The organism is Marinobacter sp. AL4B (assembly GCF_019916045.1).
In the GTDB taxonomy this organism is placed as follows: Bacteria; Pseudomonadota; Gammaproteobacteria; order Pseudomonadales; family Oleiphilaceae; genus Marinobacter.
Map to the genome: position 1 here is coordinate 252,519 of NZ_JAILWZ010000011.1, position 14,623 is coordinate 267,141.

The 14,623-nt window shown below is 52.7% G+C and carries 12 protein-coding genes; 1 reads left to right on the top strand and 11 read right to left on the bottom strand.

Annotated features, from left to right (window positions below):
• Positions 1 to 23: 23 nt before the first annotated feature.
• Both K5L82_RS05355 and K5L82_RS05360 read right to left on the bottom strand, forming a co-directional pair.
• Positions 24 to 437: a PilZ domain-containing protein gene (locus K5L82_RS05355; protein ID WP_228259052.1), complete on the bottom strand. Its 414-nt coding sequence runs from the start codon at positions 435 to 437 to the stop codon at positions 24 to 26.
• Complete coding sequence (locus tag K5L82_RS05360; RefSeq protein ID WP_223133454.1) at positions 437 to 2,275, bottom strand: DUF1631 family protein; 1,839 nt, start codon at positions 2,273 to 2,275, stop codon at positions 437 to 439. The genes K5L82_RS05355 and K5L82_RS05360 overlap by 1 nt, the downstream gene beginning before the upstream one ends.
• A gap of 178 nt (positions 2,276 to 2,453) precedes the next feature.
• Between K5L82_RS05360 and K5L82_RS05365 the strand changes: the two genes are divergently transcribed.
• Positions 2,454 to 3,527 carry a 3-deoxy-7-phosphoheptulonate synthase gene (locus tag K5L82_RS05365; RefSeq protein WP_223133455.1) on the top strand — a complete coding sequence of 358 codons (1,074 nt, stop codon included), beginning with the start codon at positions 2,454 to 2,456 and terminating at the stop codon, positions 3,525 to 3,527.
• Between the two features lie 62 nt (positions 3,528 to 3,589).
• On the opposite strand, the gene cobA is transcribed toward K5L82_RS05365, so the two are convergent.
• The 9 genes from cobA to K5L82_RS05410 form a co-directional block, all read right to left on the bottom strand.
• Positions 3,590 to 4,438, bottom strand: coding sequence for a uroporphyrinogen-III C-methyltransferase (gene cobA / locus K5L82_RS05370; RefSeq protein ID WP_223133456.1), 849 nt, complete (start codon positions 4,436 to 4,438; stop codon positions 3,590 to 3,592).
• Entirely contained in the window at positions 4,435 to 5,709 is a 1,275-nt protein-coding gene (gene serS, locus K5L82_RS05375; RefSeq protein WP_133005630.1) for a serine--tRNA ligase, read from the bottom strand. The genes cobA and serS overlap by 4 nt, the downstream gene beginning before the upstream one ends.
• Positions 5,710 to 5,822: 113 nt before the next feature.
• Positions 5,823 to 7,157, bottom strand: a complete 1,335-nt coding sequence (locus K5L82_RS05380; RefSeq protein WP_223133457.1) for a replication-associated recombination protein A — start codon at positions 7,155 to 7,157, stop codon at positions 5,823 to 5,825.
• On the bottom strand, positions 7,157 to 7,771 hold the full coding sequence (lolA, locus tag K5L82_RS05385) for an outer membrane lipoprotein chaperone LolA (RefSeq protein WP_228259089.1): 615 nt from the start codon (positions 7,769 to 7,771) through the stop codon (positions 7,157 to 7,159). Before lolA ends, K5L82_RS05380 begins: the two co-directional genes overlap by 1 nt.
• A 43-nt stretch (positions 7,772 to 7,814) precedes the next feature.
• Positions 7,815 to 10,397: a DNA translocase FtsK gene (locus K5L82_RS05390; RefSeq protein WP_223133458.1), complete on the bottom strand. Its 2,583-nt coding sequence runs from the start codon at positions 10,395 to 10,397 to the stop codon at positions 7,815 to 7,817.
• A 23-nt stretch (positions 10,398 to 10,420) separates the two neighbouring features.
• The gene (locus K5L82_RS05395; protein WP_133005634.1) at positions 10,421 to 11,644 is read right to left on the bottom strand and encodes an O-succinylhomoserine sulfhydrylase; all 1,224 of its coding nucleotides are present in this window, start codon (positions 11,642 to 11,644) and stop codon (positions 10,421 to 10,423) included.
• 27 nt (positions 11,645 to 11,671) lie between these two features.
• Positions 11,672 to 13,225, bottom strand: coding sequence for an amidophosphoribosyltransferase (gene purF / locus K5L82_RS05400; protein WP_133005635.1), 1,554 nt, complete (start codon positions 13,223 to 13,225; stop codon positions 11,672 to 11,674).
• Between the two features lie 34 nt (positions 13,226 to 13,259).
• Positions 13,260 to 13,829 carry a CvpA family protein gene (locus K5L82_RS05405; protein WP_223133459.1) on the bottom strand — a complete coding sequence of 190 codons (570 nt, stop codon included), beginning with the start codon at positions 13,827 to 13,829 and terminating at the stop codon, positions 13,260 to 13,262.
• A 93-nt stretch (positions 13,830 to 13,922) separates the two neighbouring features.
• Positions 13,923 to 14,597, bottom strand: coding sequence for an SPOR domain-containing protein (locus K5L82_RS05410; protein WP_223133460.1), 675 nt, complete (start codon positions 14,595 to 14,597; stop codon positions 13,923 to 13,925).
• Between the last annotated feature and the right edge of the window lie 26 nt (positions 14,598 to 14,623).

A 14,623-nucleotide genomic window follows, 5' to 3' on the forward strand; every position in this document is an offset into this window, starting at 1 on the left:
AAGCCGGCGTATGCCGGCTTTATTCATTCTGATCTCGAGAAAGCATCCGCAACGGCTTCAAGCCAGCGTAAATAATCCGTCTCATCCGAATCAACCACCCGCACACCATTCAAATAGTGAGCGCCTTCCGCTTTCTGCCAGACCACTTCAACCGTAAGCTTTAAGGATTCGTGCCGGCCCGACAGCTGGACTTCTGCGGTAAGCAATGAGCCTATGCGCAGCACCTCACTGGTCACCAAACTCATCCCGCTTGCGGAGAGATCCCGAACTTCGCAGGTTCGCACAGAACCCTCAAACGACGCCCCACCCAGCACACTCGGCTCTGCGGATTCGACATGCAACCGGACAGTAGCCCGAGCTGACAACCGGTAATCTTCGCGTTTTTCGGCGCCATCCGGAACCGCAACTTCCTGTCCAAAGTGGTAGTCTTTGTCCATCACAAACCCCCTTCATTCCGGCTACCTCGAATTCTGCCAACGACACGACTGAGCGTATCGTCAAAAGCCGCGCCGCCCCCGAGAATTTTAATGGTGCCACCGACGATGCCTGATACCAATTCATCCTTCATGAACTGATGCCGGTTAAGCCCCAAACGGTCGACGAAAACGAACTTACCCGTCGCCGCTATTTTAACGGCCAGCTTCAGGCGTAGCGGAGTGCCGCTCTCCTGCTCATGCTCAAGAACAATCCAACCTTCGAGCCCAAGCTGATCGATTTCGCGAGCGGCTTTCGTTTCAGCTTCATGCAATCGCCTTTCGGACTCCAACTTTTCATCAGCCACTCTCTGCTGTTCGGCCTCAGCGCGCAGCCGTTCAAGCATGGCGTCATCGGCGGCTTGTTGCTCGGCGGCCACGCGCTGCGCCTCTTCTTTTTCACGGCGCAATGTATCAGCTCGCGCGCGAACGTCCCGAGCTGCTGCCTCTCGTTGCTTTTGTTGCTTCTCACAAACCTTCACCAACAGCAACAAGGTTTCGGCCAACACCTCTCCAAACGGTTTCAGATCGGGTAACAACCGCAGCGTTTGCGCATTGAGCTCGCGCTTAAACTCAGACCAATCTTGCAACCCGAGTTTAACACCCGAGTCATTTGTCCAAACGATCTCTTGGCTGCCCGGCAATAACGTAAAGAAAAAACACCGTTGCTCATCGACACCCTCACCTTTAACGAACCAATGTTCTAGATACGGCTGAGCATCACTGGCGGCCAAGGCTTTCCGGTCAAGCCATTCGAGCTTAAAGCTGAAGTCGTCGTTCGCCCGTAAAGCCGGTTCCAGATCTATGGTCCCGCCTTTGATACGGTCAACAATCACCGCATTAATCGCATCAATTTTTGCCACGGGTATGTCTCGCCCCATCGCACGGCGCCATACATCATGGACGAGATCTCCAAGCTGTTCACCCACTCGATACAGCTTACTCCGATCACGATCAGACAACGCGGGGTCGACCGCCCATACCAGCCATTCAAGAATCTTATTCGCGTGACGATACAGCTCGTTTTCTTCGCCGCCGGACAACACACTTTGTTTAAGAACCGAAAGCCAATCGTGACGAACAAATGCTGAAATAACAGCTGGCATCTGACGCCCTTTCAGCGCTCGCCCAACCAGCGCCTTCGACAGTTGCTCCGCGTGGCGTTGGCGCGACAGTCCCTGCTCTGTTTCATACAACCGCTGACGAAGTTTATCGGCCTGACCACGCCGTTTCAGACTGTCGTTGAGCCACTGGTTGCAATAGATTTCTACGGGTTCAATGGACTGCTGCTCAAAGCTTGCGGCAAAGGCGACAACCAAGCTATCGAGCAGTTCCAGTAAAACTCGAGACGAGCGACCGCCGGTGTCGCTCCATCCACGCCATTCCTGAAGATGGTCGAGCCAATCCAACACCACCAATGGAAAACCTTCGCCACCCTCTTCACCGAGACGCCACGCAAACCAAAATCGAAGTCGCGCAATGCGACTGACCAACGATGCATGAAGCCCACTGGTATTCAGAAACACATCCATGATGCGATCAGCCAAATACGCAGCATTCACCTGTCGAACGCTCCAAACGATCTGCACTGATCGCAAAACATGGGTGACACGCTCGTCCCGCTGCTCCGACCAGCAAGACTGAAGCAACGGTCGCCAATCAGGTAGGACCTCCGACGATGCATTACCGGAAGGATATGGCAGGTCCGGAACACGAATACCGATGAGAACCTGATTGATTCGGGCAGCAACCTTTTTGCGGGAAATGGGTTCTGCTTGTGGCTGCTTTGCCTTAGTGGACATCCGGTGCCTGTTGTCTGGAATCGTTGAAATGGACCTTCAAATAACGCAGTATAACCAACTCGCCGGGGTTTGCTGCAACCGTGTACCGGCGCCGTTCGTGTTTATCTTCAATCACCGGGCAAAGCAACACGGCCTTGTTTCGGTGACGTAACGATTTGAGTCGGGGAACTACAACAAGATGTCGGGCAAGAAACTGGAAAATCTGAACGTGGCCAGCCAGGAACAACTAATTACTCCTGAAGCCTTAAAAGCAAAACTGCCATTATCGGATAAGGCTGCAGATACCGTTGCATCAGGCCGTCAGGCTATTTACGACATCATGGATGGCAAGGATAAACGGTTATTTATCGTTGTTGGGCCCTGTTCCATACACGATCCCGAAGCGGCAAGGGAATACGCCAGCCGTCTTAAAAAACTGGCGGATGAAGTTAGCGACACGCTTCTTATTGTGATGCGCGTATATTTTGAAAAGCCCCGCACCACCGTCGGCTGGAAAGGCCTTATCAACGACCCGCACTTGAATGACACATTCGATATTGAGCAAGGCCTGCATATCGGCCGCCGCTTGCTACTCGACATCAACGAAATGGGCCTGCCAGCCGCCACTGAAGCGCTTGACCCGATCTCTCCCCAGTATCTGCAAGACACCATTGCCTGGTCGGCGATTGGCGCACGTACCACTGAGTCTCAAACACACCGTGAAATGAGCAGCGGACTGTCCATGGCCATCGGCTTCAAAAACGGCACCGACGGCAATCTGGATGTGGCGGTGAATGCTATGAATTCGGTTTCACACCCTCACAGCTTTTTAGGCATTGACCAGCAGGGTCGAGGCGCCATCATTCGCACAAAGGGAAATAACTACGGGCACGTGGTATTGCGTGGTGGCGGTGGCAAGCCAAACTACGACTCAGTGAATGTTGCCTTGTGCGAGCGAGCGTTGGACAAAGCAAAACTTCGCCAATCCATTATGGTGGATTGCAGTCACGCGAACTCGAACAAAGACCCTGGCATCCAGCCATTGGTCATGCAAGACGTTACTCGCCAGATTATTGAAGGCAACGAGTCTATTCAAAGCTTGATGGTGGAAAGCAACATCAACTGGGGCAATCAGTCTATTCCCGAGAAGCTCGAAGACCTGAAATACGGCGTATCCATCACGGACGCGTGTATTGATTGGGAAACAACAGAAAAGGCGGTTCGTGAAATGCGCGAAAAGCTGAAAGATGTATTGCCTAAACGCGGTAAGTAAAACGAATAAGGCCCGGCGTTTAAATTGCTCCGGGCCTTATTGTTCAGCGATCATTCGAGTTCTCAGTTAACCGACTCACACCCCAGCCAGTCCAACTTCCCTCTTAAACTAACCACGTGACCGATGATCACGATGGTTGGAGCCTGCACCCCACTGCTTTTAACTACCTCGACAATGGTGTCTAAAGTACCCGTCACCACCACTTGCTCTGGTGTTGTACCCTTGGATACCAATGCAACTGGCACACTGGAATCCATACCGTGAGCGATCAATTCACGGCAAATAATCGGCAGCCCAACCAATCCCATATAAAACACAAGTGTTTGGTTATTCTGGACAAAATCCGACCATGGCAAGTTGCAGGTATCATTTTTTAGATGACCGGTAATAAAACGTACCGATTGAGCGTGATCCCGATGCGTAAGCGGTATACCCGAATAGGCAGCGCAGCCTGATGCCGCGGTGATGCCCGGAACCACTTGAAAACGAATACCGGCCGCTGCCAAGGTTTCAATTTCCTCACCGCCACGGCCGAATATAAAAGGGTCCCCCCCTTTTAACCGTACAACCCGGTAACCCTCTCTCGCCAAATCGACCAAACGTTGATTGATCTGATCCTGCGGAAGCGTGTGGTTGGCTCGCTGCTTACCAACGTGAATCTTTTCAGTTTGTTCTGGAATGAGCGCCATGATCTCCGGTGAAACCAAGCTGTCGTGGAGTACCACTTCAGCCGCCTGAATCAGTCGCCAGGCCTTAAGGGTTAACAACTCAGGATCACCCGGGCCGGCCCCGACAAGAGCAACCTCACCGGCGGAATTATTCGGGTTATCCGTAACCGGATTCGGTTTGAAACGGACTGGGCCCGCTCCAACCTTCACACCTTTCCCTGGAACCTCGGTTTGTCGGCTCATTGGATGCGCTCAACCCCTCCCATATAGGGTTTCAAAACCTCAGGCACAACAATGCTTCCGTCAGCCTGCTGATAGTTTTCCATAACCGCAATCATGGCCCGGCCAACCGCCAAGCCTGATCCGTTCAGTGTATGCACCGGCTCTGGCTTGCCGGTTTCCGGGTTACGCCAGCGAGCCTGCATCCGGCGCGCCTGGAAATCTCGTGTATTAGAGCAAGAGGAAATTTCACGGTACTTGCCTTGGCCCGGAAGCCATACCTCAAGGTCATAGGTCTTAACGGCAGAGAAGCCCATATCACCACCGCACAGGGTGACCATGCGATACGGCAATTCCAACAACTGCAAAACCTTTTCCGCGTGACCGGTCAGTTGCTCCAAAGCCGCACTGGACTCGTCTGGGCGAACCACCTGTACCAGCTCGACTTTGTCGAACTGATGCTGGCGAATCATGCCACGCACGTCTCGACCGTAGGATCCTGCCTCACTTCGAAAGCAAGGCGTATGAGCCACCATACGTAGAGGCAATTCTGAATCTTCCAGAATGCTATCAGCCACCAGGTTGGTGACCGGCACTTCCGCAGTCGGTATCAAGTACAAAGGATTATCGCCTTCCATGCGGAACAGGTCTTCTTCGAACTTTGGCAACTGGCCGGTGCCGAAAAGTGCGTTTCCGTTCACCAAGTACGGGACGTAAGTTTCGGTGTAACCGTGCTCGCTGGTGTGCAGATCGAGCATAAACTGAGCTAAAGCCCTATGCAGCCTGGCCAATGAGCCACGCATAACCGCAAAACGGGAATGGGCGAGATGCGTCGCTTTTTCAAAATCGAGCCCGTTAATGGCTTCACCCAAGGCAACGTGATCTTTCGGTTCAAAATCAAACTCTTTAGGCGTACCCCAAACGCGGGTCTCTACGTTGTCGTCTTCGCTTTTTCCACGAGGCACGTCTTCGTCTGGCACGTTCGGAATACCGGCGAAAAACGCATTCAACGCTTCTTGCACGGAACGTAGCTCATCTTCCGCTTCGCCGCGCTGTTGTTTCAAATTCTCGACCTCATCCAGCAGCGGCTTGATATCTTCACCAGCTGCCTTGGCTTTACCAATCGACTTGGAACGTTTGTTCTGCTCGCTCTGCAGGGTCTCGGTACGAACCTGAATGGCTCGGCGGCGCTCTTCCAGCTGCTCGAAAGTCGCTACATCGAGCTCAAAGTTTTTAATGGCCAGCCGGCGGGCGATCTCTTCAGTCTGTGAACGGACACGTTTGGGATCGAGCATGGTGTTCCTGAATTATCCAGTTAACGAATGGGTGAATAGACGGACATTATACCCGCCGAGAGTTTGCTGGCCACCATTGACCTGAGCAGCGGAGCAAATTCAGACGGAGCGCTTCAATAGCGTTTGGTGGTACTTTGCTTGTCGAGCGCATCCAGACGCTGACGCTTCTCCGCAAGCTTGATTTCTAAACCTCGCATGACCGGCTCGTAGTACCGGCGCTGATGAATGCCTTCCGGAAAATAGTTTTCGCCGGCTGCATAAGCATCGGGTTCATCATGAGCATAACGGTATTCTTCGCCATGCCCCATGCTTTTAAGCAGTTTGGTGGGTGCGTTACGCAGGTGAACGGGAACCTCGTAGTCGGGATCGCTCTTAATATCGGCCATGCATTGATTGAACGCGGCATAAACGGCGTTACTTTTAGGCGCCATGGCCAAATAAGTAGCGGCTTGAGCCAGAGCCAGCTCCCCTTCCGGCGAACCTAAGCGTTCCTGCGCGTCCCAAGCCTGTAAAGCAATTTGCAGTGCCCTCGGGTCTGCGTTGCCTATGTCTTCACTAGCAATACGGGCAAGCCTTCGAGCAATGTAGAGCGGATCACAGCCGCCATCGAGCATTCGGCACAGCCAGTAGAGTGAACCGTCTGAGCTGGACCCCCGTATCGACTTGTGCAGCGCCGAAATCTGGTCGTAAAAAACATCACCGCCCTTATCGAAGCGGCGCAGGCTCGTTTGCAGCACTTGCTCAAGCGTGGACGAGAGTATCGAGTTGTTACCTTGCTCATCCGGCTCGGCCAAATCAGCAGCGACTTCGAGGATATTTAACGCCCGACGGGCATCTCCCCCTGACGCTGACGCCATGGTCTCCAGCACAGCTGGCCCAACCTTTAACGATCCTGCAAACCCTTCCTCGCTCGAAAGTGCACGTTGAAGCAGAGTCAGAACATCCTCGGATTCAAGGTTTTTAAGAACGTAAACACGGGTACGGGACAACAGAGCGCTGTTGAGTTCGAAAGAAGGGTTTTCTGTGGTCGCCCCAACAAAGATGAAGGTGCCATCTTCGATGTGAGGCAGGAACGCATCCTGCTGGCTTTTGTTGAAACGGTGGACCTCATCCACGAAAAGCAGCGTGTCACGGCCTTGCGCTTGTTTGCGATGTTTTGCGCGATCGACCACTTCGCGTATTTCTTTTACACCGCTGAGGACCGCCGACAAGGTTTCAAACGTTAACTCGCCCACATTCGCAAGCAATTGAGCAAAGGTTGTTTTACCGACTCCGGGTGGCCCCCACAGGATCATCGAGTGCAGTTGACCTTGCTCTACAGCCTTGCGAAGCGGCTTACCGTCACCGACCAGATGGGCTTGTCCGACATAATCCGCGAGGGATGTCGGCCGCATTCTGGCGGCCAGAGGGCGAAACCCAGCCGCAGACTGAAACAGGCTATCCTGCATTAAGCACCGTCCCGAATAACGTCAACCTCCTCGGGATATTCCAACGTGAAGGCTTTTTGATCAACATTCTTGTTCAGCTCAATAGAGTCAAAGCTGAGGATACTGATTTGAGCCAGCGAATCTTCCATTCTCATTTCTTGCAATTCGCCATCGAAAAAGCTCAGGCGTAATGAAATAAATAAAGAGTCGGCACCTTTTGGTACCAGCGTAAACTCTTGAGTCAGTTCTCCGATTCGGCTCTGGCTGACCTCATAGGTTTCGTCCAGATTATCGACCTCACCACTCAGTAACAGTGCCGGCGTGCTTTGAACACGGTCATCCAGCTTGTGGATGGTGACTTGCTCGAGATCCGGATCGTAGACCTCAACGGTTTCTCCATCGCTTACAATAAATTGCGACAAAGGAGCAGCCGTTTCCCAATAGAACAAGCCGGGCCTCTTCGCTTTCAAAGTGCCACGGGTTTCCTGAACGCGGCCACCGTTTTCGCCGACGACAATTTGGATAAAGTCAGCTTGATAGGTTTCGTAGCTGCGCAGGATTGAAGCAAGCTCCTCAGCAGCTCCTGCTGAAGACTCCTCGGCATGACTGAAACCGGCCGTAAAAATGAGCAACATGCTCGCCATCAGGGAATATATAAATCGACTCATAATAACGCTCCTAGTCTCTTGGGGCCGGCGGTGCCAGAACTTCTCTGGCACCATTATGGCCCGCCGCACTGACCACACCCGCTGCTTCCATTGCATCCACCAAGTTGGCGGCGCGGTTGTAACCAATTTTGAATTTACGCTGAACCGAGGATATTGAAACCCTTCGGTTTTCGGTGACAAACGCAACTGCTTCATCAAACAGCGCGTCGCCTTCATCGCCACCACCACCTTCACTCAAGGTAGGCACACCGGGCAAATGCTCTCCTTCCGCACCACTGAGCACGTCGTCGACGTATTCAGGCTCGCCTCGAGCCTTCCACGCGCTAACCACTCGATGCACTTCATCGTCGTCCACAAACGCCCCATGGACACGAACAGGCAATCCAGAACCGGGGGGCAAATACAACATATCACCGTGCCCCAGCAGCTGTTCGGCCCCACCCTGATCCAATACGGTTCTCGAGTCGATTTTTGATGAAACCTGAAACGAGATCCGCGTTGGAATATTGGCCTTGATCAAGCCGGTAATAACGTCAACCGACGGCCGTTGAGTCGCCAAGATCAGATGGATACCAGCGGCACGGGCTTTTTGGGCAATTCGGGCAATCAGTTCTTCAACTTTCTTGCCAACAATCATCATCATGTCGGCAAATTCGTCGATCACCACTACGATGAACGGCAAGGTTTCCAACTCCGGGCGCTCCTGCTCATCATTCGCAAGATGATCATCAGGTTTCCAAAGCGGGTCCAGGAGGGGCTCGCCCTCCGCCCGGGCATCTTTCACCTTTTTGTTGTAGCCCGCCAAATTACGCACGCCTAAGCTCGCCATCAGGCGATATCGGCGTTCCATTTCAGCCACACACCAACGCAGGGCATTGGCCGCTTCTTTCATATCTGTGACCACGGGCGCCAACAAATGCGGAATGCCATCGTAGATACTCAACTCGAGCATCTTCGGGTCAACCATAATGAAGCGAACGTCTTCCGGACCGGCTTTGAGCAGCATGCTCAGCAACATCGCGTTTACGCCAACCGACTTACCGGAACCGGTTGTACCAGCAACCAACAAATGCGGCATTTTCGCCAAATTGGCGACCATCGGATTGCCACCGATGTCGTTACCCAACGCCAACGTGATCGGCGATGAGGATTCGGTAAACACGCGAGCGCCGAGCACTTCGCTCAAGCGAACCATTTCCCGGGTTTCGTTCGGTATTTCAATACCGACCACCGACTTACCCGGAATGACTTCTACCACCCGCACACTCAACACGGCTAACGAGCGCGCAAGGTCTTTGGCGAGGTTAGAGATCTTACTCACTTTAACCCCCGCCGCGGGTTTGATTTCAAACCGGGTGATAACCGGCCCTGGATTGACCTCAACCACCTCTACGGTCACACCAAAGTCGGCCAGCTTCTCTTCCAGCAAGCGCGACATGTGCTCTAACGACTCTTCCGAATAACCACTTACCTGATGCTCTTCGGGCGGATCAAGTAAGGTAATGGGTGGAATCGGGCTTTCAATATCCTCAAGCAACGAGCCTTGTTTGTTGGCACCCTTTTTCTTCTCCGAGGCGCTCTGATCGTCTTTTTTGAAGGGCGCAATTTTCAGTGCTCGGCTTAGCGGCTTCTCGGATTTTTTGGGCGTCGGTTTTGGCGCGATAGGTTCAACATCCCGAGAACTAAAGCTCTCCACTTCGGATGGCTCGGAATCGGTTGTCGGACGACCCTCCAATTCCGGCTCCTTGCGTACCTTTTGCAAGTGGGTATCCGCAGTCGACTTGTCTGCTCGATCTTTCTTCGCAAATACCCGGCGCCACCAAGGCATCTTCGGGATGGAATTTGACTTGGCATCAGCCACGTGGGCCTTGGCTTGGCTTTGCACCACAGGCGGCACTGGTTCATCGCTTGACTGGGATTTTTCTGAATGCCCCGACTTAGCCGTTTGCTGTTTGAAGTACGCTCTCACCGCCAACGCAGCTTTGAGCGTCAAGCCCCCCACTCGATCCATCAAGCGAAACCACGAAAGCCCGATCGTCACCGTGAGCGCGAACAAGAAAATAGCAATCAGCAGCAGGGTCGTTGCTGGCAAGTTGAAAAATCGTACCATCGCCTCGGAAACGGCTTTGCCCAAGACACCACCGGAGGACATGCCCAAGCCAAACAAAGAATAGAGAGACAGTAAACTCGTAGCAGAGAGGAGGATCAAAATGAAACCGCCAAAACGGACCATGAACAGCGGCCAGTGTAGATCCAGCGGTTGGTGTCGCAAACGAATAAGCATAAAGGCGTAGCCGGCTACCATAACCGGGAAAAGCCAGGAGACATGCCCAAAAAAGTCCATTAACAAGCTGGCCAACCAGGCCCCAGTGCGGCCGGCGTAGTTTTCTACGTTGGTTTCATGACCGATACTGGCCCAGCCGGGGTCTGAATGGCTAAAGGTAAAAAGCGCCATTGCCAGGTAGATACACAGCACGATGAGGCCCAGCACAGCCCCCTCACGGGCACCTTGGGCCATCAAGAGGCGAAAGCGCTTTTGCTTGTCTGTGAGTTCCGTTGGTACAGATTTCTTCGCTTTAGCGGATTCCGCCATGAATACTCAAACCGTATGTAAGTTTAGTCTTCCAGCGCCTGAAAACCCCTTTCGAGATCGGTTTTCAGGTCATCAATGGCTTCAATGCCAACTGACAGCCGGATCAGATTTTCAGTAATACCTGCTTTTGCTTTATCTTCAGGTGACAAACGCCCGTGCGTTGTTGTTGCCGGGTGGGTGATTGTGGTTTTCACATCCCCCAAGTTGGCAGTAATTGAAATCATTCGCGTACCATCGATAAAACGCCACGCCTGCTCTCTGCTACCCTTGAGCGTAAACGACACCATGCCACCAAAACCGCTTTGCTGCTGTTTAGCCAATGCATGTTGAGGATGACTCTCGAGCCCCGCATAGAATACTTTCTCCACAGAGGGCTGTGATTCCAACCACTTAGCCAACTCTAACGCATTGTCGCAGTGAGCTCGCATACGAATCGGTAAGGTTTCGAGCCCTTTCTGGAATACCCACGCATTGAACGGGCTCATGGTAGGGCCGGCAGAACGGATGAAGCCATAAACTTCATCCAGATATTTGGCCGGTCCAACCACCACACCGCCCACACAGCGCCCTTGACCATCAAGATACTTAGTTGCGGAGTGGATAACCAAATCCGCACCTAGCTCCAAAGGTCGTTGGAGAATTGGCGTACAGAAACAGTTGTCAACCACCAGCAACGCATCGTTATTGTGAGCCAAATTTGCCAATGCCCTTACGTCCGCTATTTCACACAACGGGTTGGAAGGCGTTTCAATAAACAGCATCCGCGTTTCGGGGCGAATGACCGCCTGCCATTCTTCAACATCCGTAAGCCCGACAAATGTTGTTTCCACGCCAAACCGCGCCATGTATTTCTGAAACAGTACATTGGTGGTTCCGAAAACACCTCGGGAGCAGACCACATGATCACCGGTTTTCAACAGCGACATGCACGTACTGAGAATCGCAGCCATACCAGAAGCGGTGGCGACAGCCTTTTCGCCACCTTCCAGCGCGGCAATACGCCCTTCAAACGCCTGAACGGTTGGGTTAGTGAAGCGTGAGTAGATATTGCCTGCCTCTTCACCGCCAAACCGAGCTGCGGCCTGAGCCGCACTGCCATAGACAAAGCTCGACGTTGGGAAAATCGCGTCGCTGTGTTCCAGTTGTCCTGTACGAATCTGCCCTGCCCTGACCGACAGCGTATCAACGGACATCCCTTCCAGATCGGATTCGGGAATCCAGAGGTGTTCTTCACGCGTGTGGCTCATGGCATTCTCCTGGTTACTGGGCAGTGCTCAGTCTTCGTCGTTATGCAGGTCAATGTTGTCGTTATCTGAGTCAGAATCAGAGTCCGAATCGGAATCAACGTCCGACACACTTTCATTAGCGGTACTGATATCTTTACGTCGATCTTCAAGACGCGTCAGATATTCTTTGTCGATGTCACCGGTGATGTAATTACCACTGAAGACAGAGCACTCCCAACCATCGATAGCTTCATTCACATCGCTAACGCACGTGACCAGATCATCCAATTCCTGATAAACCAGCCAATCGGTACCGATCAATTCACCAACCTCTTCAACCGTACGGTCATGTGCAATCAATTCGGAAGCTGACGGCATGTCGATGCCGTAGACGTTCGGATACCGGACCGGGGGCGCAGCGGATGCAAAATAAACGTTACGGGCCCCCGCATCTCGAGCCATCTGAACAATCTCTTTACAAGTGGTACCACGAACAATGGAATCATCTACCAACATGACATTCTTGCCACGAAATTCCAGATCGATAGGATTAAGTTTCTGACGTACCGACTTTTTCCGCATTTTCTGACCCGGCATGATAAAGGTCCGGCCGATATAGCGGTTCTTGATAAAGCCCTCACGGTATTTCACGCCAAGCTGATACGCCATTTGCATGGCAGACGTGCGACTGGTATCCGGAATCGGGATCACGACATCAATATCGTGGTTCGGGCGCTCGCGCAGCACTTTATCTGCGAGCACTTCACCCATGCGCAGACGTGCTTTGTAGACAGAAACACCGTCCATGATGGAATCAGGGCGGGCGAAATACACGTGTTCGAAAATACAGGGGTAAAGTTTCGGTGATTCCGCACACTGCTCGGAGTAAAGCGTGCCATCTGTTTCGATATAAACCGCTTCACCGGGCTCAATATCCCGAACCAGCGTAAAGCCGGCAGCATTGAGAGCCACGCTCTCGGAGGCAATCATGTATTCTTTTTGGCCATTGTCAGCTTCACGAACGCCGTAACACGCTGGACGAATACCGTTAGGATCACGGAAACCAACAATGCCGTATCCGGTAATCATGGCAATAACACCATACGCACCACGACAACGCTGATGAACAGCGCGGACGGCAGCAAAAATTTCGTCCTTGGTCGGGTTCAGCTTTCCAAGTTTCTGCAACTCATGAGCAAACACGTTCAACAACACTTCCGAATCGGAATTGGTGTTGATGTGGCGCAGGTCTGTGCGGAATAAATCACTGCTCAACTCGTCAGCGTTCGTCAGATTGCCGTTATGGGCAAGCGTGATGCCGTAGGGGCTATTGACGTAGAACGGCTGAGCTTCGGCAGAACTGGCGCTGCCTGCTGTTGGGTACCGAACATGCCCTATGCCCACATTCCCCACCAAACGTCGCATATGGCGCGTGTGGAATACATCTCTAACCAAACCATTATCTTTACGCAAAAAGAAACGGTCATCTTGGAAGGTAACAATACCCGCCGCATCCTGGCCACGGTGCTGTAGAACGGTCAACGCGTCATAAAGCATCTGATTGACGTTAGAAGTACTGACAATACCGACAATGCCACACATGGCTGGACGATTCTCCGAGTGTTAGAACTGAATGTTAGCGAGAGGCAGACGTGGGTTCCACGCCTTGCGGTTCACTGGGTGCCTGGGAATTATCTGAACTGCCATCTGCCGGCCCCAGAAAGCGGGCAAATTCATCACCAAAAGTACGTCGAGACCAATCTTCAACCACCGCCAAACGATCAATCATGACGGAGGATTGCCACCAGGTGTCCTGGGCCAATGGGGTATAGCGTGTGAAGGCGATGCCCACAATGACAACCACCACGCCACGGAGCAAACCAAACCCCATACCCAACACCCGATCGGTAGCCGAAAGACCGGTGGCGCGAATTAAATGGCCAATAAGATTGTTAACAATGGCACCTACGATCAGCGTGCCGAAAAACAGGATGGCGAATGCAGCGACCAAGCGAACCAACGGTGTTTCGACGGATGACTCAAGTAGTGCCTGCATTTGCGGATGGAAAGTGCGGGCGATGATAAATGCACCGACCCAAGTCACCAACGACAGAGCTTCGCGAACGAACCCCCGCTTCAGACTGATGAGCGTGGAAACAGAAATGAGGGCAATGATGACCCAGTCAATCCAGATCAGCGATTCCATGAACAACCCGGTGGAGAAAACGAAGGAGGAATTCTAACAGGAAACGCGAGCGCGCCAAACTCTCGTCTTAAGATAATTCTCTTTCTGGCGAAATTATTTCCCGCCTTTGGTCACCAGACTTTTCAGACCGAACTTTTTGTCCAGTCTGGCCTTGGCTTGGTCCGCATCCTTCCGGTTCACAAAGGGGCCGCTGAAGACACGGGTTAATGTCTTGTCGCCGCTGGCAAACTGTTGCAAATGGGCACCCAAACCCATTTCAATAACATTGTCTCGCAACCGGCGAGCATTGCCCTCATTCCCGAAGCTGCCCAATTGAACAACCCAAGCCCCCTCTAGGGTACGGGTAAACTCGGCTTTTTCTTCGACTGGCTTCGCGGGCTCTTTTTCAGCATTCGAAGTCTGTTGCTTTTCAGTTGCCGCTTGGGATTTCGCAATTTCAGGTTGCTTAACCGGCGCGCTCTGCAGCGACTCGCGCTGTTCTGGCTCTGCTTTCGCCTGCGTGCTCTCGTCTTCAATAATTCGGAATCCCGGCGCTTGCACCGTATCACCGGATGAGGTTGTTACCGTGTCTGAGGACACGTCATAACCAACGGCATCACCTGTCGGCTCCTCAGGCATATCTACCTCGGGGAATGGCGGCTCTTCAGGGATAGTAATCGACGTGGATTTGCGCTGAGAATGGGGCTCGTCAAAAATCATTGGCACAAAGATAACTGCCAGGGAGATCAGAACCAAAGCACCAATGATTCGCTGTTTTAATCCGTCCACCTGAAAGAACTCCCTATGCCAACCTA